Source organism: Halobaculum rubrum (assembly GCF_019880225.1).
In the GTDB taxonomy this organism is placed as follows: Archaea; Halobacteriota; Halobacteria; order Halobacteriales; family Haloferacaceae; genus Halobaculum; species Halobaculum rubrum.
Window position 1 is genome coordinate 1,830,499 of record NZ_CP082284.1, and the last position, 18,707, is coordinate 1,849,205.

The 18,707-nt window shown below is 69.2% G+C and carries 17 protein-coding genes; 10 read left to right on the forward strand and 7 right to left on the reverse strand.

Annotated elements, in window-relative coordinates:
- Positions 1-75: 75 nt before the first annotated feature.
- Positions 76-747 carry a phosphate signaling complex protein PhoU gene (gene phoU, locus K6T25_RS09475; RefSeq protein ID WP_222913517.1) on the forward strand — a complete coding sequence of 224 codons (672 nt, stop codon included), beginning with the start codon at positions 76-78 and terminating at the stop codon, positions 745-747.
- Between the two features lie 79 nt (positions 748-826).
- On the opposite strand, the gene K6T25_RS09480 is transcribed toward phoU, so the two are convergent.
- Complete coding sequence (locus K6T25_RS09480; protein ID WP_222913519.1) at positions 827-3,052, reverse strand: CDC48 family AAA ATPase; 2,226 nt, start codon at positions 3,050-3,052, stop codon at positions 827-829.
- Between the two features lie 263 nt (positions 3,053-3,315).
- Between K6T25_RS09480 and larC the strand changes: the two genes are divergently transcribed.
- A complete protein-coding gene (larC, locus tag K6T25_RS09485) occupies positions 3,316-4,692 on the forward strand; it encodes a nickel pincer cofactor biosynthesis protein LarC (RefSeq protein ID WP_222913521.1) in 1,377 nt (458 codons plus the stop codon).
- Complete coding sequence (locus K6T25_RS09490) at positions 4,689-4,856, forward strand: hypothetical protein (RefSeq protein ID WP_222913523.1); 168 nt, start codon at positions 4,689-4,691, stop codon at positions 4,854-4,856. Before larC ends, K6T25_RS09490 begins: the two co-directional genes overlap by 4 nt.
- Positions 4,857-4,940: 84 nt before the next feature.
- Here K6T25_RS09490 and K6T25_RS09495 read toward each other — a convergent pair whose 3' ends face one another.
- The gene (locus tag K6T25_RS09495; RefSeq protein WP_222913526.1) at positions 4,941-5,681 is read right to left on the reverse strand and encodes a RuvC family protein; all 741 of its coding nucleotides are present in this window, start codon (positions 5,679-5,681) and stop codon (positions 4,941-4,943) included.
- 160 nt (positions 5,682-5,841) lie between these two features.
- Here K6T25_RS09495 and K6T25_RS09500 point away from each other — a divergent pair, with 160 nt between their 5' ends.
- From K6T25_RS09500 to K6T25_RS09510, 3 genes are all read left to right on the forward strand, one after another.
- Positions 5,842-8,247: a methyl-accepting chemotaxis protein gene (locus K6T25_RS09500; protein WP_222913528.1), complete on the forward strand. Its 2,406-nt coding sequence runs from the start codon at positions 5,842-5,844 to the stop codon at positions 8,245-8,247.
- A gap of 56 nt (positions 8,248-8,303) precedes the next feature.
- Positions 8,304-8,996 (forward strand): DNA repair and recombination protein RadB, encoded by a 693-nt coding sequence (radB, locus tag K6T25_RS09505; protein WP_222913530.1) that lies wholly within the window; start codon positions 8,304-8,306, stop codon positions 8,994-8,996.
- A gap of 120 nt (positions 8,997-9,116) precedes the next feature.
- Positions 9,117-9,491: a 30S ribosomal protein S8e gene (locus K6T25_RS09510; protein WP_222913532.1), complete on the forward strand. Its 375-nt coding sequence runs from the start codon at positions 9,117-9,119 to the stop codon at positions 9,489-9,491.
- 163 nt (positions 9,492-9,654) lie between these two features.
- On the opposite strand, the gene K6T25_RS09515 is transcribed toward K6T25_RS09510, so the two are convergent.
- From K6T25_RS09515 to pyrG, 5 genes are all read right to left on the reverse strand, one after another.
- Positions 9,655-9,990, reverse strand: coding sequence for a cupin domain-containing protein (locus tag K6T25_RS09515; protein ID WP_222913534.1), 336 nt, complete (start codon positions 9,988-9,990; stop codon positions 9,655-9,657).
- A gap of 384 nt (positions 9,991-10,374) precedes the next feature.
- A complete protein-coding gene (locus K6T25_RS09520; protein WP_222913536.1) occupies positions 10,375-11,259 on the reverse strand; it encodes a hypothetical protein in 885 nt (294 codons plus the stop codon).
- A gap of 221 nt (positions 11,260-11,480) precedes the next feature.
- Positions 11,481-11,816, reverse strand: a complete 336-nt coding sequence (locus K6T25_RS09525; protein ID WP_222913538.1) for a DUF7126 family protein — start codon at positions 11,814-11,816, stop codon at positions 11,481-11,483.
- 165 nt (positions 11,817-11,981) lie between these two features.
- Positions 11,982-12,899 carry a glutamine-hydrolyzing GMP synthase gene (gene guaA / locus K6T25_RS09530; protein WP_222913540.1) on the reverse strand — a complete coding sequence of 306 codons (918 nt, stop codon included), beginning with the start codon at positions 12,897-12,899 and terminating at the stop codon, positions 11,982-11,984.
- Positions 12,899-14,581 carry a glutamine hydrolyzing CTP synthase gene (gene pyrG, locus K6T25_RS09535; RefSeq protein WP_222913542.1) on the reverse strand — a complete coding sequence of 561 codons (1,683 nt, stop codon included), beginning with the start codon at positions 14,579-14,581 and terminating at the stop codon, positions 12,899-12,901. The genes guaA and pyrG overlap by 1 nt, the downstream gene beginning before the upstream one ends.
- 133 nt (positions 14,582-14,714) lie before the next feature.
- Between pyrG and K6T25_RS09540 the strand changes: the two genes are divergently transcribed.
- From K6T25_RS09540 to K6T25_RS09555, 4 genes are all read left to right on the forward strand, one after another.
- Complete coding sequence (locus tag K6T25_RS09540) at positions 14,715-15,650, forward strand: complex I NDUFA9 subunit family protein (protein WP_222913544.1); 936 nt, start codon at positions 14,715-14,717, stop codon at positions 15,648-15,650.
- Positions 15,651-15,991: 341 nt separating this feature from the next.
- Positions 15,992-17,173 carry a tubulin/FtsZ family protein gene (locus K6T25_RS09545; RefSeq protein ID WP_222913545.1) on the forward strand — a complete coding sequence of 394 codons (1,182 nt, stop codon included), beginning with the start codon at positions 15,992-15,994 and terminating at the stop codon, positions 17,171-17,173.
- Entirely contained in the window at positions 17,142-17,933 is a 792-nt protein-coding gene (locus K6T25_RS09550; protein WP_222913546.1) for a hypothetical protein, read from the forward strand. Before K6T25_RS09545 ends, K6T25_RS09550 begins: the two co-directional genes overlap by 32 nt.
- Positions 17,934-17,955: 22 nt before the next feature.
- Positions 17,956-18,675, forward strand: coding sequence for a CofC family guanylyltransferase (locus K6T25_RS09555; RefSeq protein WP_225917726.1), 720 nt, complete (start codon positions 17,956-17,958; stop codon positions 18,673-18,675).
- The last annotated feature ends 32 nt before the right edge of the window (positions 18,676-18,707 follow it).

Here is an 18,707-nt window from a genome sequence, read left to right on the forward strand (position 1 = left end):
CGCTGCGGTGAGCTCTATACACGAACCAGCCCACGAACACAAACCCTTACGACCTGCGCCGAGGGACTCGTGAGTATGGCACGGAAACAGTATCAGGAACGCCTCGAGGAGCTCCGCGAGGACGTGCTCTACATGAGCGAGATCGTCGCCGAGCGTCTTCGCATGGGGATGGACGCTCTCGATACGAAAGACGAGGAGCTCGCTCAGCGGGTCATCGATGAGGACGCGGAAGTGAACCAGCTGTACCTCGAACTTGAGCAGGACTGCGTCGATCTCCTCGCGCTCCAGCAGCCGGTCGCGGGCGACCTGCGGTTCATCGCGGCGACGTTCAAGATCATTACGGACCTCGAGCGCATCGGCGACCTCGCGACCAACCTCGGCGAGTACAGCCTCCAGGCCGAGCGCGACGTGTTCCCCGACGTGGACGCCCAGCGCATCGGCGAGGCGACCCTGGAGATGCTCGACGACGCCATGACCGCCTACGCCGAGGAAGACGTCGACGCCTGCTACGAGGTCGCCGAGGCCGACGACGACGTGGACCGACTGTGCGAGGACGCGAGCGCCGCGGTCATGCGGGAACTCCTCGAACGGGAGGGCGTCACCGAGCAGGACATCGACGACATGATGGCGGACGTCTCCCGGCTCCTGCTCACGATCCGCGACCTCGAACGCGTCGGCGACCACGCGGTCAACATCGCCGCCCGGACGCTGTACATGGTCGAGAACGACGACGAGCTCATCTACTGACCGACCTCTTTTGCGGGGGGCATGTCCTCGCGGGCGGCTTCGCCGCCCGCTGCGGGAACCCGAGACGAAAAGAAGTTTTTTATTGGAAGCCGACCCGCCCGCCGCGGTCGGTGCGGAGGCTGTCGGTGCCGCCGCCCTTGAACTGCTCTTCGATGTCGGCGTAGTAGCTCATGATCTCGTCGGAGATCGTCGGTCGGACAGTCTCCATCGCCTGCTCGAAGTGGCGCATGTTCACCTCCTCGGCGTCGTCGTCCTCGCGGAGCGCCTGGATGGCCGCCTCGCGGCCGACCGACTCCAGATCGGATCCGACGTAGCCCTCGGTGCGCTCGGCGAGTTCGCGCAGGCTCACGTCGGCGCTCAGGGGCGTGTCGTCGGTGTGGATCTTGAGGATCTGCTCGCGGCCCTCCTCGTCGGGCTGGCCGATCATCACGAGGCGGTCGAACCGCCCCGAGCGGATGAGCGCCGGGTCGATCATATCGGGCCGGTTCGTCGCGCCGATCACCATCACGTTCTCCATCTCCTCGAGGCCGTCGAGTTCGGTCAGGAGCTGGTTGACGACGCGCTCGGAGACGTTGTTCCCCATGTCCTGGCCCCTGCTGGGTGCCAGCGAGTCGAGCTCGTCGAAGAAGACGATCGTCGGGGCCACCTGCCGGGCCTTACGGAACGTCTGGCGGATCGCCTTCTCGGATTCGCCGACCCACTTCGAGAGCAGCTGCGGCCCCCGCACCGAGATGAAGTTCGCGTTCGTCTCGTTGGCGACGGCCTTCGCCATCAGCGTCTTCCCGGTGCCGGGCGGGCCGTACAGGAGCACCCCCTTCGGGGCCTCGACACCCATCCGCTCGAACTTCTCGGGCGTCCGCAGCGGCCACTCGACCGCCTCCTTCACCTGCTGTTGGGCCTCGTCCAGGCCGCCGACGTCCTCCCACGTGACCTTCGGGAGTTCGACGAGCACCTCCCGCATCGCCGAGGGCTCAACCTCGGAAAGCGCGCCCTGGAAGTCGTCGCGCTTGACGATCATCCGGTCGATGAGGCTCGGCGGGATGTCCTCCTCGTCGAGGTCGATCTCCGGGAGGTAGCGCCGCAGGGCCTTCATCGCCGCCTCCTTCGTGAGGTTCTCGATGTCGGCGCCGACGAAGCCGTGGGTCTCGTCGGCCAGGCGGTCGAGGCCGACGTCGTCCGACAGCGGCATGCCGCGGGTGTGGATCTGGAGGATCTCCTTGCGGCCGACCTCGTCGGGGACGCCGATCTCGATCTCGCGGTCGAAGCGACCGGGGCGGCGAAGGGCGGGGTCGACGCTGTCGACGCGGTTCGTCGCGGCGATGACGATCACCTGTCCGCGCGTCTCCAGTCCGTCCATCATCGTGAGGAGCTGGGCGACGACGCGGCGCTCGACCTCGCCGGTCACGTCCTCGCGTTTGGGCGCGATGGAGTCCAGCTCGTCGATGAAGATGATGCTGGGACTCTCGTCTTTCGCGTCCTCGAAGATCTCCCGGAGCTGTTGTTCGGACTCTCCGTAGTACTTGGAGATGATCTCGGGGCCGGCGATGGAGAAGAAGCTCGCGGAGGTCTCGTTGGCGACGGCCTTCGCCAGCAGCGTCTTCCCGGTGCCGGGCGGGCCGTGCAGGAGGACACCCTGCGGCGGCTCGATCCCCAGCTTCTTGAATATCTGGGGGTGTTTCATCGGCAGTTCGACCATTTCGCGGACGCGCTGGATCTCCGACTGGAGGCCGCCGATGTCCTCGTAGGTGATGCCGCCGCCGGTCTTCTCGAACCCCGAGATCGGCTCCTCGCGGAGTTCGACCTCGGTGTCCTCGGTGATGAGACAGACGCCCTCGGGCTCGGTGTCGACGGCGATGAGCGGGATCGCCTGTCCCGGCGAGCGCATGAACGGGTGGTTCGTGGAGGACATCACGGGGACGATGTCGCGCTCGACGACCGGGCGCTTGAGGATCTGGCGTTTCACCATGCCGGCGGCGTCGGAGCCGAACTGCACCGACGCCTCCTCGGGCGGCGCGAGCGTCAGTTTCTCGGCCTTCTTCGCCTCGGCCTTCCGGATCGTGACGCGTTCGCCGATGCCGACGTCGGCGTTCTGGCGCGTGAACCCGTCGATGCGGACGGTGTCGGTGTTCCAGTCCTGCCGGTCGGCGCGCCACACCTTCGCGGCGGTGGTTTCCGCCCCCTCGATCTCGATGATGTCGCCCGGAGAGAGCTTCAGGTGCAGCAGGGTGTCCGGGTCGAGGCGGGCGATCCCCCGGCCGGAGTCGTTCGGGTACGCCTTCGCGACTTCGAGTTGGACTTCATTCATGATGGGGTTGACCGATGTTCGTTCGAGACACGTCCGTTCGGACGGCTGTTAAGCGCTCCGTTGCTCGCCGTGGCGCCGGAACGTGGGAATTCCGAGCTGGCGTCGGGGACGCAAGACGTGCTAATCTATCGCACGATACGGGGCCCGGCCTGAAAACACCACCGCCGATGGCGACCGAATCGGGGGCGCGATCGGCGGGACGACCGCGGTGCCCACGGCGCCGTGGCGGTAGCGACTTCACGCCGCGGGGCGATCGGTCGACCATGCAAACCATCGCCTTCGACGGGCGGATGGGCGCCGCCGGCGACATGATCCTCGGCGCGCTCGTCGCCGCCGGGGCCGACCCGGACGTGTTGGCGCCCGTGGAAGACGCACTGCCGGTCCGCTACGAGTTCGGAGCGACCGAACGAAACGGTATCGCGAGCACCCGCGCTCGGGTCCGCCACCTCGGCAACGACGACGATCACGACGGCGGAGCTGACAACGGCCACGATAACGATCATCGCGACCATAGCCACGACGGCGACGACCACGACCACGGCCACGACCACGATCACAACGCGGAGGGGCACGGTCCCCAGCGCACGTACGCCGGGGTCGTCGAGGTCGTCGAGGGGATGGACCTCCCGGGGCAGGTCCGGACGGACGCGCTCGCGACGTTCGAGATCCTCGGGGAGGCCGAGTCGTCGGTCCACGGCACGGATCTGGAGGGGACACACTTCCACGAGGTCGGCGCAGACGACGCCATCGCGGACGTGGTCGGCGCGTGCCTGCTGTTCGACGACCTCGACGCCGACCGCGTCGTGACGACCCCGCTTTCGACGGGCGGCGGCGAGGTCGACTTCAGCCACGGCGTCTACCCGGTTCCGGTGCCCGCAGTCGTCGAGATCGCCGAGCGCGCCGACTGGTCGCTGCGCGGCGGCCCCGTCGATGCCGAGTTGCTCACGCCGACGGGCGCGGCGATCCTCGCACGCTTCGCGGAGGGCGTCGAGCGACTCCCCTCGCTTCGAGTCGAGGCGTCGGGGTACGGCGCCGGCGGGTGGACGTTCCCCGACCGGCCGAACGTCCTCCGAGCGGTCGTCGGCGAGGCCGAGCGCGGCGGACTCGTCCGCGACGACGTGGCAGTGCTGGAGACGAACCTCGACGACGCGTCGCCGGAGGTGCTCGGGGGCCTGCAGGAGACGCTCGCCGACGCCGGCGCCCGCGACGTGTCGATCCTTCCGGCGACGATGAAGAAGTCGCGCCCCGGCCACCTCGTGAAGGTGATCTGCCGGCCCGGGGACGCCGACCGCGTCGCCCGCCGCCTCGCCGAGGAGACCGGCACGCTCGGCGTTCGCGAGGGCGGGGCGAACCACCGGTGGGTCGCCGACCGGCGCTTCGAGACGGCCGCCGTCGCGCTCGGCGATGACGGCGTCGCCTACGAGATCCCGGTGAAGGTCGCCAGCGACGCCGACGGAGAGGTGTACGACGTGAGCGCCGAGTACGACGACGCCGCGGCGGCGGCGCGCGAGGCCGGCGTCCCGGTGCGCGAGGCGCTCCGGCGTGCGGAGGCGAACGTGGGCGAGCGACTGGGCAACGACGCGACGGAGGCGACGGACGCGACGGAGGCCCGCTCGACCGACGACACCACGGAGCGATGAGCGACGGGAGCCGCTACACGTGCGACGACTGCGGGACGGGGTTCCGGACGTCCGAGGCGACGCGAACCCGGACGATGGGCGGTCTCGACCCCGACGCGTGGCAGACGCTATGCTGCCCTGCGTGTGGCGTGCGGGTGAAGACTGTCTTCGTCGGTCTGGACTGAGTCGCTACCCCTTCAGCTCCGCCCGTCGGCGGTCGGGCGTCGCCCGGTACGGTGACGGGCGGGCGTCTCGCTGTTCGCTGCCAGTCAGCCGTCGCGCTGTTCGGCGATGGCCTCCGCGATCGTCAACTCGCCGCGGGCGACCTCGCGAGCCAACTCCTCGCCCACGGTGAGATCGCCCGCCGATCGGTCGCGCGACTCGTTTTTGATCCGCTGGATCTCCCCGGCTGTCGGCTCGACCGCGCGCGTGTCGACCGGCTCCCCTTCCATGCGGGCGATGTTGACCGCGGCGAGCACGTCGGCCATCCCCTTCCCGCCGGCGCCACGGCCGAGCGTCGGCGTCGTTCCGGACTCGTCGACGAGTTCGACGGGGATTTCGGCCAGTTCGTTCACGATCCGTGCGCTCCGAAGGCGGTCACCATCGCCCACGCGGACCAGCGGATCCGGCTCGTCGTCGACTTCCGCGAGGACGGTGTCGACGGCGTCGCTCAGCGGGACGTGGTACGCGGCGACCACGGTCCCGCCCGACAGCACCGCGATCCCCGGCCGCTCGCCCGGGTCGACGCCGACGACGGTCCGGCCGTCGCCCCCGCGGAGCCCGCCGAGGGCCTCCTCGACGCCCTCGCGGACGCTGTCGGCGGTCGTAGTGACGTGTTCGACCGGCTCGTCGCCGACGCTCAGGCCGTCGTGTGGCGCCGAGATGACGACCGTCGCGCGTTCGGGCAGGTCGGCGTCGGGCTCGCGGGTGGTGAACGTCGCGCCGCGCTCGCGGAGCTCGGCGACTGCGGCGTGATACAGGGCGAAATCCTCGGTGACGACTACGATCACTCGCTCCCCCGTACGGCGTTCGAGGGCTTGACACTGACGTTGATGGGTTGACGACGGCGCCGCCGGTTCGGTGTCTCCGCTGTCGACCACCGCGACTGATTCTCCCCTGTGATACCTGCGGGGCCACTGTTAACCATGGGATCAGAAAGGTCGAACCAGTATGACTAGCGGTTCCGAGCGTTCGATAGGTGCACGCCTGGTTCCGGACGTGATACGTCGCGGGATCGTTCGCAAGTTCGCGACGGTGTTGTTCGTGTTGATCCTCGCGACCGGAGGCGTCGGCGCGTACGCCGTCTCTTCGACGACTGCGGACCTTCAGGAGAACGTCAGGAACGACCTGACGACGGTGACTGCGTCGCAGGCTGACGGGCTCTCCGAGTGGTTGAGCGAGCGGAGCACGGCCGTGCGGATGATCTCCGAGTACCAGGACGTGCGCGAGGGGAACACCGCGGCGCTCCGACCGGTGTTCACCACGGAGCTTCGGGCCCTCCCGAACGACGTCCACTCGATCCACTACGTCGACACGGAGGAGGAGACCGTGCTCGCGTCCAGCGACTCGGAGATCGAGGGCGCGTCGCTCGCGGAGGCGTCGCTGGCGTGGGCGCCGGCCGTGATCCCAGCCTCCGCGGACCGGACGGCCACGTCCTCCGTGTACCGAACGAACGACGGGCCGATGATCGGGTTCGTCAGCGCGGTCCCCTCCGCGCCCGATCGCGCGGTGGTGCTCGTCGCCGACACTCGGACGATCGGCGAGGGATTGTCCACGCCCGTCGAGGGCGGGTTCGTCCGCGTCGTCGACCGCAACGGCATCGTGGTGATGGCGGACGACTCCGACGCGATCAGCCAGTCGTACCTCGGCGCCACCGGCGACTCGTTCCAGTACGCGCTCGACGGCAACGACGTCGTCACCGAGGACGCCGCGGTCGAGGACGCGCTGAACCGCGACCTCGTCGTCTCGTACGCCCGCGTCCCGGGTACGTCGTGGGTGATGGCCGTGCACGTCCCGGCCGACGGGGCGTACGCGGTCGCCGACGGGGTCCGACAGAACATTCTCCTGCTTGTCGCCACCGCCCTCGCCGGGTTCGTGGTCGCGGGCGTGCTCATCGCCAAGCCGACCGGCGACGCGCTCGACGACCTCAGCGACCGCGCCAGAGCGCTGGGGGCTGGCGATCTCGACGTGTCCGTTTCGACGAGCCGGGTCGACGAGATCGGCACGCTGTACGGCTCCTTCGGCGACATGCGCGACGACCTGTCCGATCGGATCGAGCAGGCGCGAACGGAACGCGAACGGGCGGCCGACGCGAAGGCGGAGGCGGAGGCGCTGGCCGAGTCCCTGGAGCGCCGCGCGAGCGAGTACGGCGACGCGATGGCGCGGTGTGCCGACGGCGACCTCACGGTCAGGCTCGACGAGGACGCGGACAACGATGCGCTCGAGGAGATCGCCCGCGCGTTCAACCGGATGGTCGACGATCTCGAGGACACCGTCGGCACGGTTCGCGCGTTCGCCGACGAGACCGACGACCGCGCCGTGGCCGTCGCGGCCGGCGCCGACCAGATCGAGGACGCGAGCGCCTCGGTCAGCCGCGCGATGACCGACGTCGCCGACGCCAGCGACGAGCAGGCCGAGCGGCTGGACGAGGTCCGCGGCGAGATGAGCGGCCTCTCGGCGACCGTCGAGGAGATCGCCGCGACCGCCGCCGACGTGTCCTCGCTGTCGGCGGAGGCCGCCGACAGCGCCGACGAGGCGGGCGACGCTGCGGAGGACGCGCTCGAGGCGTTCACCGCGGTCGCGGATCGAACCGATCGGACCGCCGACGAGGTGGACCGCGTCGCCGACGAGATGGACGAGATCACCGAGGTGGTCGACCTGATCGACGGGATCGCCGAGCAGACCAACCTCCTCGCGCTCAACGCGTCGATCGAGGCCGCCAGGGCCGGCGAGGAGGGCGACGGCTTCGCGGTCGTCGCCGACGAGGTGAAGGCGCTCGCCGAGGAGACGAGCGACGCGACCGACGAGATCGCCGCCCGGATCGAGACGCTGCGGGAGGCGTCGACGGCGGCCGCCGACGACATGGCGGCGACCGAGGAGGTCGTCGACGACGGCGTCGAGGTCGTCGAGGAGGCGCTCGACGCCGTGGAGACGGTCGGCGAACGGATCGACGACGCGAACGACGGCGTCGAGTCGATCGACGCGGCCACCGACGACCAGGCGGCGACCACCGAGGAGGTCGTGACGATGGCCGAGGAGGTGGCGGAGATCGGCGAGCGCACCAGCACCGACGTCGACAGCGCCGCCGCGTCGGCCGAGGAACAGACGGCCGCCGTCGCCGAGGTGAGCGAGTCCGCCGAGACGCTCTCCGACCGTGTCGAGGAGCTCCGCGAGGTCGTCGCCCGCTTCGACGTCTCCGACGACGCGAACGCCGGAGCCGTCTCCCAGGCCGCCGACGACGTTGGGGTCGCCGTCGAGATCGGCGACGACGACGCGGGCGACTCCGACGTCGCGATGGCGGACGGCGACGGCTTCGAGTACGTCGCCGACCGGCGCGGCTCCCCCGGCGACGACTGACCGCGGTCCGCCCCGCACTCGGGAGGTTTTTGCGTGGTGACGACCCACGACTGTCCGTGTCCGAGTTCCTCACGACCGGCAGTGACGCCGTCGACGACCTCCTGGGCGGCGGCATCGAGCGCGGCGTCGTCACCCAGCTGTACGGCCCGCCGGCGTCGGGGAAGACGAACCTCACGCTGACGGCGGCCGTCGAGGTCGCCGCCGCCGGCGGCTCGGTTCTCTACATCGACACCGAGGACCTCTCGATGACCCGCTTTCGCGACATCGCACAGGCACGCTCCGACGAGCCGGTCGAGCAGGTCGCCGGCAGGCTGGTCGTGAGCGAGGCGATGAGCTTCGCGGAGCAGGGGGAAGCGGTGAAGGACGCCTCGGAACTGGCCGACGGCGTCGACCTGATCGTCCTCGACTCCGCGACCGGGTTCTACCGGCTGGAGCGCACGGAGGACTCCCGCGGCGGCGAGTCCGTGCGGGAGGTCGCGCGCCACGTCACCCACCTGCTGTCGCTGGCGCGCAAGCACGACCTCGCGGTAGTGATCACGAACCAGGTGTTCACCGACCCCGACGCCGATCGTGACCGTCCACTGGGCGGTAACACCCTCGAACACTGGACGGGCGTCGTTCTCCGGCTGGAGCGCTTCCGCGGCGGCAACCGTCGGGCGACGCTGGAGAAACACCGCTCGCAGCCGGCGGGCGAGTCGGCACGCTTCCGGATAACCGACACCGGCGTCGAGGACGCCGACGAACGGTAGCGGGCGGGGACCGGGACGGACGACGGCGAGCCGAACGACGCTTCGTCGCCGCGGACGGCCGCGAGGAGCCGTGAGGTTCGATTCGAGCGATTCAAGTAGCCGCACGGGGTTTCATCTGCCATGAAAGACCAGAGCGGACGCAGGAAGCGGAAGCGGACCGGCGGCCGGCGACGCCCCTCCAGTAACAAGAAGCGACACGAACTCGGCCGCGAACCCGCCGAGACGACGGTCGGCGAGCCCCGGTTCCGCGTCATCGACTCGCGCGGAACGAACGAGAAGATCCGCGCGCTCTCGACGGACGTCGCGCAGGTCGCCACCGGCGACGAGACCGTCGAGGCCGAGATCGAGAACGTCGAGGAGAACCCCTCGAACGTGAACTACGTCCGCCGGAACATCATCACGAAGGGCGCCGTCATCGCCACCAGCGAGGGCGAGGCGCGCGTCACCTCCCGACCGGGCCAGACGGGCCAGGTCAACGCCGTTCTCGTCGAGTAACGTCGCCGACGCCGTTTTTCGGCAGTCCCTGTTTCGGGAGCGACCGCGCCCCTCAGCGGTATCGAGACCGACGTACATGCTGTCAACTAGGGCGACTTGCTGCACCTGACGCTGCCGAGGACACCGGCTACGGTCGCGAACAGCGGACGCGTTTTTCGACCGTTCAGCCGCTGCCGGGGAGCGGACAGAGGCTCGCGGTGAACGCGACTACCTCGTCGGTCTCGTTTCGCGCGCCGTGTACGCCGCCGCGCTCGTGGAGCACGACTCCCGGCGCGGCGACCGCCTCCGCCTCGTCGTCGCGGACGACCGTTACCTCGCCGTCGAGGACGTGGAAGACGTTCGTGCTGTCGGCGTGCTCGTGGGGGTCCAGTTCGGCGCCGGGGCCGAGCGCGAACAGTTTCACGAGCACGTCGTCGGCGACGACGAGCTCGGCGGTCTCGACGGCTCCGTCGCCGGGGTCGAGGTCGTCGAGCGCGTCCGCGAGGAGATCGAGTGCCATGTGGTGTCGTTTCGTTCGGACAGTAAAAGCGATCTGGAGCGCATAGTGGCGAAGCGCTCCGGGCGACGCCGCGCTCGCGAGGAGCCGTCTCGTTCGACGGCGTCGCGGCGTCGCCGCGGATCGGCGATCCGACCGCGGTCGACCCGGCGGGGTCGACCGTGGTCGTCGACCGTCCCGTCGTGCCTCTCTCACCCCTGGTCCGGGGGTACGGGGACCCCCAGTCGCGTGTGTCAGTCGTGCCGGCGCGTGGCCGGCGAGTTCCCAATCGCGCCTTGGCCGGTCCCCGAAGGAACCCCCCGTCAGCGCGGTCGTCGTTCGGAACGCGCTCGCCGCAGAGCGCGTCGGTCGAGCGCCGATTACTGCAGCGTGCTCTGAAACTCCCGCTTATCGGTCGTTGCCGTTCCCGTTGCCGTTGTTGCCGCGGGCATCGTCGTCATCGTCCTCGTCGTCTTCCTCCTCGTCGTCCTCATCGTCCTCGTCTTCCTCTTCGTCGTCATCGTCGTCGTTCGGCCCGACGTCCTCGGGCGGACCGCGGCGGTCGTCGTCGTCGGTCTCGTTCTCGTCATCGTCGTCGTTCGGCCCGACGTCCTCGGGCGGACCGCGGCGGTCGTCGTCGGTCTCGTTCTCGTCGTCACCGTCGGGACCGACGTCCGCGGGCGGACCGCGCTCGCCGTCGGGGCCGTTTCCGGCGGCAGCGCTGACTGCCTCGCCGAGCGTGCTGGCGTTCGTCTCGCCGCTCAGGAACGCGTTGACGGCCGAGAGCACGTCCTTCGCGTTGTCGGAGGCGTCGGCGGGCAGGCCGATCGCGGGGCCGCGCCGATCGGTTTCGTTCTCGTCGGTTTCGTTCTCGTCAGTCTCGTTTTCCTCCTCCTCGTCGGTCTCGGCCTCGAACTCGGCCTCCGCGACGGTCACGGAGCCGTTCTCGAACGCGAGCACGATCTCGCCGGAGACGTTCTCCCCGGTCACGTCGAGCTCGACCTCCTCGGTGTCGGAGGCGTTCACGTCGAACGCGACCGCGCCGTCCGCGTCGGTGGTGCCGACGAGCGTGTCGTTGCGAAGCATCGACAGCCCCTCGACGCCGCTCCCGTTCGCGGTCACGGCGAGCGTCACCGTCCCGTTGTCGTACGCGGCGTCAGTCTCGTACTCGTCGACGGACGCGTCGGTCGCGGCGACCGTCGCCCCCGTTCCGGTACTCGTCGCGGCCGCGCCCACACCGGCGCCCACGAGGAGCGTCGCCAGGGCGACCGCGAGCAGCTTCTTTGCGTTCATCACGACTGTCGCCTGTCGCCCCACGGTAAAGAAGGGAGTAAACGGCGAACTCGGATTCTCGGGTTTGAAGCGCTGTAAAGTCGAATTAAGCCCGATTAACCGACGGTGGCGGTGTGGCCTCGACGCCGCCGACGGGATCGACCGATGGAGGGGGATCTGTCAGTTGCGGCGGTTCGCGCGCGTCGATCAACCAGTGACTGGCGGGCGACCGGTATCCGGGCTCACGCGCCGGCGACGAGTTCGTCGGCGACGACCGCCGCCGAGAGCAGCTCCGGGTCGACCGCCAGATCGGCCTGTCCCTTGGCGAACTCCGGCAGCGACTCGGCCGCGTAGACGACCGCCCGTACGTCGGGGTTGCGGTCCTTCGCGACGGCGATCCCCGTCGCCTCCGCGGTGTCGGTGAGGACGAACAGCGCCGCGTCGTCGATGCCGGCGTCGTCGAGGGTGCCGCCGGTGACGGGGCCGTCGATACGCGAAACCGTCACGTCGAGCGACTCGAGTTCGGCGCCGAGGGCCTCCGGATCGGGACCAGCGACGACGGCGGAGAGATCGGTCATTGTCGGTTCGAGTCGGCTGGACGGGATAAGCTTCGTGTCTCGTCGATCGGCGGCGGTGTGTTCGGCGGCGGTGTGTTCGACGGCGGTGTTTCGAGCGACGCCCCAGCGGAGGCGGTCGAGAACGCGGCGTACTGAATCAGCGAGCGGGGCTGGAACGGGGGTCGGCTACTCGTACTCGATCGTCGCCGGCGGCTTGTGCGTCACGTCGTACACGACGCGCGCCACGTCGTCGTTCTCGCCGGTGATCCGCGACTGGATCCGCTGGAGCGTCTCCCACGGGAGGTTCTGCGCCCGCGCGGTCATGCCGTCGCGCGACTCCACCGAGCGCACGGAGACGACCCAGCCGTGGACGCGGTTGTCGCCCTTCACGCCCGTCGCCTTGCCGATGACGGCGGCGAACGCCTGCCAGGGATCGTGTTCCGCGACCTCCTCCTCGACGACGTGGTTCGCGTCGCGGGCCACAGCCAGCTTCTCCTCGGTGATCTCGCCGATGATGCGGACGGCGAGGCCGGGGCCGGGGAACGGCATCCGCTCGGAGATGACGGCCTCCAGGTCGAGCGCGCGGGCGACCTCGCGGACCTCGTCCTTGTACAGGTCGCGCACCGGCTCGACGATGCCCTCGAAGTCGACCACGTCGGGCAGGCCGCCGACGTTGTGGTGGGACTTGATGTTCCCCTCGCTCTCGATACGGTCGGGGTAGATCGTCCCCTGCACGAGGTACTCGGCGTCCGTCTCGATCGCCTCGCGCTCGAACTCCCGGATGAACTGCTCGCCGATGACGTGGCGCTTCTCCTCGGGGTCGGTGACGCCCGCGAGCGCGTCGAGGAAGCGGCCCTGCGCCTCCACGACCTCCAGCGAGTCCATGAACGCGAACGTCTCGCGGATCTGGTCGGTCTCCCCCTTGCGCATCAGCCCGGTGTCGACGTACACCGGCGTGAGCTGATCGCCGATCGCGCGGTACGCCAGCGCCGCCGCGACCGACGAGTCGACGCCGCCCGAGAGGGCGATGATCGCGTTCGCGTCGCCCACGGCCTCGGTGATCTCGGTCGTCGCCTCGTCGATGAACTCCTCGACGTTCACCATCAGGCGGTCACCTCCTCGTCGACGACGGCGTCGCGGTCGTCCGTCGATCCCTCCCCCTGCGGGTTCGTCTCGTCGAGCACCGCATCGAGCAGGCCGACGAACGGCGGCGACGCGCGGTCCGGGCGCGAGCGGAACTCGGGGTGGAACTGTGTCCCGACGAAGTACGGGTGGTCGTCGCGTTCGAGGATCTCCATACGCGGTCCGGCGTGCCCCGAGAACACGAGTCCGTCGGTCTCCAGTTCGTCGATGTAGTTCGGGTTCACCTCGTAGCGGTGGCGGTGACGCTCCGTACAGGAGTCGTCGCCGTAGATCCGCTCGGCGAGCGTGTCCGGCTCGATCTCGGTCTCGTGGGCGCCCAGCCGCATCGTGCCGCCCATGTCCTCCTCGTCGTGCTGGTCGGGAAGCAGGTCGATGACGGGGTACGGCGTCTCGGGCTCGAACTCCGCGGAGTCGGCGTCGTCCCAGTCGAGGACGTTGCGCGCGTGCTCGACGACGGCCATCTGGAAGCCGAGACACAGGCCCAGGAAGGGAACGTCGTGCTCGCGGGCGTAGCGGACGGCCTCCACCTTCCCGTCGGTGCCGCGGGAGCCGAAGCCGCCGGGGACGACGACGCCGTCGGCCGACTCCAACCGGTCGCGGTGGGCGCCGTCTGCCTCGTCGGCGGCGACCCAGACGACGTTCACGTCGACGCCGTGCTCCAAGCCGGCGTGTTTGAGCGCCTCGTGGACGCTCATGTACGCGTCCTCCAGGTCGTACTTGCCGACGAGGGCGATGTCGACCTCGCCTGTGCGCTCGCGCGTGACGAGGTCGCGCCAGGTGTTCTCGCGTTCGGCCTCGGGGAGCGCCTCCTCGACGAGTTCCAGCCGCTCCATCACGTGCTCGTCGAGACCCTCCTCCTCGACGGTGAGCGGGACGTGGTACACGTCGTCCACGTCGGGGTTCGAGAAGACGGCCTCGGTGGGCACGTCACAGAAGAGCGCGATCTTCTCTTTCGTCTCGGGGGCGAGTTCGTCGTCACAGCGGCCCACCAGGATGTCCGGCTGGAGGCCGATCGAGCGCAGTTCCTTCACGGAGTGTTGCGTCGGCTTCGTCTTCTGCTCGCCGTTCTTCGAGTACGGGACGAGCGTGACGTGGGTGAAGAGGATGTCCTCGTCGTCCTCCTCGTGGGCGAACTGCCGAAGCGCTTCGAGGTAGGGCATCCCCTCGATGTCGCCGACGGTGCCGCCGATCTCGACGAGACACACGTCGCTCCCCTCGGCTGCCTCGCGGATGCGGCGCTTGATGTCGTCGGTGACGTGCGGGATGACCTGTACCGTCTTCCCCAGGTAGTCGCCGGCGCGCTCCTTCTCGATGACGTGCTGGTACGTCTTCCCCGTCGTGACGTTGTGGTCGGAGGTCATGTCGACGCCGAGGAACCGCTCGTAGTTCCCCAAGTCGAGATCGACCTCGCCGCCGTCCTTGAGGACGTACACCTCGCCGTGCTGGTACGGGTTCATCGTCCCCGCGTCGACGTTGAGGTACGGGTCGATCTTGACGGCGGTCACGTCGAAGCCGGCGTTGGCCAGCAGCCGCCCCGTCGAGGCGGCGGTGATCCCCTTCCCCAGGCCGGACATCACCCCGCCCGTGACGAAAATGAACTTGCGACCCAGCGAGGGGTCGTACCCCGTCTGTTCAGTCGGCATACTGTGGGTGCGGCAGGCCCGTGGAAAACCGTTTCGGAGCCGCCGTTCTCCGTCCACGTTGTGACTCGTCCGTCCCCGAGAGGACGGCGTTCGCGACCGCACCTTTAGGTTGGTTCCGCCCCTGTGTCGGTGTATGCGTGTAGTCGTCGCCGGCGCAACCGGCTTCATCGGGACGCACCTCTGTACGGAACTCGACCAGCGCGGGCACGACGTCGTGGGGATCGCTCGCGACCCGACCGGCGCGGGACTCCCGGACGGGGTCGTCATCAAAGCCGGCGACGTTACCGACCGCGACTCCCTCGCGGGCGCCGTCGAGGGCGCCGACGCGGTCGTAAACCTCGTCGCGCTGTCGCCGCTGTTCAAGCCCGACGGCGGCGACGAGCTGCACGAACGGATTCACCTCCGGGGGACGGAGAACCTCCTCGCCGTCGCCGAGGACGCCGGCGTCGATCGGTTCGTCCAGATGTCCGCGCTCGGTGCGGACCCGGAGGGAACGACTCACTACATCCGCGCGAAGGGACACGCGGAGGAGGCCGTCCGTGAAAGCGAGATCGAACACGTGATCGCTCGCCCGTCGGTCGTCTTCGGCGATGGCGGCGAGTTCGTCTACTTCACGAAGCGACTGAAGGAGATCTTCGCGCCCGGCGTTCCGGTGTACCCGCTCCCCGGCGGCGGCCGGAACCGCTTCCAGCCGATCTGGGTGGGCGATCTCGTTCCGATGCTCGCCGACGCCGTCGCCGACGCCGACCACGCCGACCGGACGTACGAGTTCGGCGGCCCGGACGTACTCACGCTCCGAGCGATCTCCGAGATGGTGTTCGAAGCGGAGGGGCGGTCGATCACCGTCGTCCCGCTCCCGATGGGGCTGGCGAAGGTCGGACTCTCCGTGCTGGGGTCGGTTGGCTTCCCCATGGGACGCGATCAGTACCGGTCGCTGCAGTTGGACAACGTCGTCTCCGAGAACGACGTCGGCGCGTTCGGCGTCGCCGAGGCCGACCTGAAGTCGTTTGACGAGTACCTGCGAGGCGCGACACCCACGGACGAGACCGACGCGACCGCCACCGCCTGATCGGTTCGACCCCCGTCGGCGCTCCGCGCGCGAGACACTTCGACGGTCGTTATCGACTGCGCTCAGCGGTCGTTTTCGACTGGGTTCGGCCGAAACTGTTGCCAGTGGCGGCCGTCCGGCCGACCCGTCTCCGCTCGGCTCCGTCCGACCGGAATAAATAACTGTGTCATACGACAGTCCCGTTTGCAGATTTATCACTATTTTTATAACTCTGCGATCGTACTCCAGTACTGCGATATTCGGTCGAACGAGCCTCGCTCGGACTCTCGACAGTGATAGGCCCATCAGAAGGCTTATAACCGTACTCTCTCTGAATCAGGCTTAATGAGGAGGGGAGACGTATGAAACTGGCACTCATCGGATTCGGTCAGGCGGGGGGTAAGATCGTGGACAAGTTCGTCCAATACGACCAGCGCACGGGCAGCGACATCGTGCGGGCGGCGGTCGCGGTCAACACGGCCAAGGCGGACCTCATGGGGCTCGAGGAGATCCCGAAAGACCAGCGGGTACTTATCGGGCAGTCTCGCGTCAAGGGCCACGGCGTCGGCGCGGACAACGAGCTCGGCGCGGAGATCGCCGAGGAGGACATCGACGAGGTGCAGGGGGCCATCGACTCGATTCCGGTCCACGAGGTCGACGCGTTCCTCGTCATCGCCGGGCTCGGCGGCGGCACCGGGTCCGGGGGCGCGCCCGTGCTCTCGAAGCACCTGAAGCGGATCTACACCGAACCCGTCTACGGGCTGGGCGTGCTGCCCGGCTCCGACGAGGGAGGAATCTACACGCTCAACGCCGCGCGTTCGTTCCAGACGTTCGTCCGCGAGGTTGACAACCTCATGGTGTTCGACAACGACGCGTGGCGCAAGACCGGGGAGTCAGTCTCCGGCGGCTACGACGAGATCAACGAAGAGATCGTCAAACGGTTCGGCATCCTCTTCGGCGCCGGTGAGATCGACCAGGGGCAGGAGGTCGCCGAGTCCGTCGTCGACTCCTCGGAGATCATCAATACGCTCTCGGGCGGCGGCGTCTCGACGGTCGGCTACGCCAGCGAGGAGGTCGACGAGACGGCCGGCGGCGGCGGGCTGTTGTCGCGGCTCACCGGCGACGCGGGCGAGGAGGACCTCGACACCGCCCACACGACCAACCGGATCACCTCGCTCGTACGCAAGGCGGCGCTGGGACGCCTCACGCTCCCGTGTGAGATCGAGGGCACCGAGCGCGCGCTGCTCGTCATGGCCGGTCCGCCCCAGCATCTCAACCGCAAGGGGATAGAGCGCGGTCGCAAGTGGCTCGAAGAGCAGACCGGCTCGATGGAGGTCCGCGGCGGCGACTACCCCGTCAGCGGCTCCGGGTTCGTCGCGAGCGTGATCCTGCTGTCGGGCGTCACGAACGTCCCGCGGATCAAGGAGCTCCAGCAGGTCGCCATCGAGGCCCAGGACAACATCGACGACATCCAGCAGGAGAGCCAGGACAACCTCGACACCCTCATCAGCGATGACGAGGACGAACTTGAGTCGCTGTTCTGAGCTCACTGCGGTCCTCGCGGTTCTCGCCCTCGTGTTCGCGGCGGCGGCGCCCGCGGCGGCGGTGTCCGTCCAGGAGACCGACGTGCCCGAGGGCGGCGAGGTGGACTCGCAGGTGACGGCGACGGTGACGCTGACGCAGCTGTACGACACCTACGAGACGTGGCAGCTCGCCGGCCGGACGGGGCTACAGGACGTCACCTGGACGGTGACGCTCCTGAACCAGGCCGGCAACCAGGTGCGCCAGGAGTCGTACGACGGGCAGAACTTCTCCGGCGCGACCGTCGACATCGGGGAGGGGACCGCCGAGGTCCGCGTCCGGGTGACCGGAACCGTCCCCGCGGTCGAGGCGTACAGCTACGACCCCCAGCAGTCGTTCACGCTGCTCGCGCTCGATCAGACCCGGGAGGGCGGCACCTCGAACGAGCTGGCGAACCAGTCGGCGACCCACTACACGAGCGACAGTCGTGAGGCGCGCGAGGCGATGGAGTCGGCCCGGACGGCGATCGACGCCGCCGGCAACCCCGACGCCGCCGAGGAGTCGTTCGCCAGCGCGGTCGACGCCTACGAGGCCGGCAACTTCGACAACGCGATCACGCTGGCCGAGCGCGCCGAAACCGAGGCGAACCAGTCCGAGAGCAGCCAGCAGCGCACCCAGCTGATCCTGTACGGCGTCGCCGGACTGGTCGTGCTCGGCGTCCTCGCCGGCGGCGTCGTGCTGTTCCTGCGGAGCCGCGGGGACGGCTACGACAAGCTCGGCTGACGCCGCTCGACCGCTTTTCCCCGTGCCCGACATCGTCGACGCGCTCGTTCCGTTCTCTCCCGATCGCCCGAAGACCCGGCTCTCGGACACGCTCGATCCCGAGGAGCGACGCGCGTTCGCCGAGGCCATGCTGTCGGACGTGCTCGCGGCGCTCGACGGGGCGGGCTTTGTGCCGCGGCTGCTCACAACCGAGGCCACCGGCCGCGACGTGCCCGAGACGGTCGACGACCGGCCGCTCACCGAGGCGGTGAACGCCGCGCTCGACGCGCACGTCCCCGGCCCCGATTCGCCGCTGGCGGTCGTGATGGCGGATCTGGCGCTGGCGACGCCGCGGGCGATCGCGCGCCTGGGCGTCGACGGCGAGCGTGGTGGCGGCGGCACTGCTGACAGCGCCGGCGACGGTACCGGTGTCAGCAACGCCGACGCCGACGCCGGCGCCGCCGACGTGGCGATCGCGCCGGGTCGCGGCGGCGGAACGAACGCGCTGCTCGTTCGCCACCCCGAGTTCCGCGTCGACTACCACGGCGCCTCCTACCTCGATCACCTGCGTGTGGCTCGCGATATCGACGCGAGCGTCCGCGAGGTAGACTCCCGACGGCTGGCGACCGATATCGACGAGCGCGCGGATCTGACGGAGGTGCTGCTCGCGGGCGACGGCGCCGCCCGCGACTGGCTCGTGGATGCCGGGTTCAGACTGGACGCCGGCGGCGGGCGGGTGTCGGTCGAACGAATGCCGAAATAGGGTTGCCGCCCGGGACGAGATCGTTTCCGGTC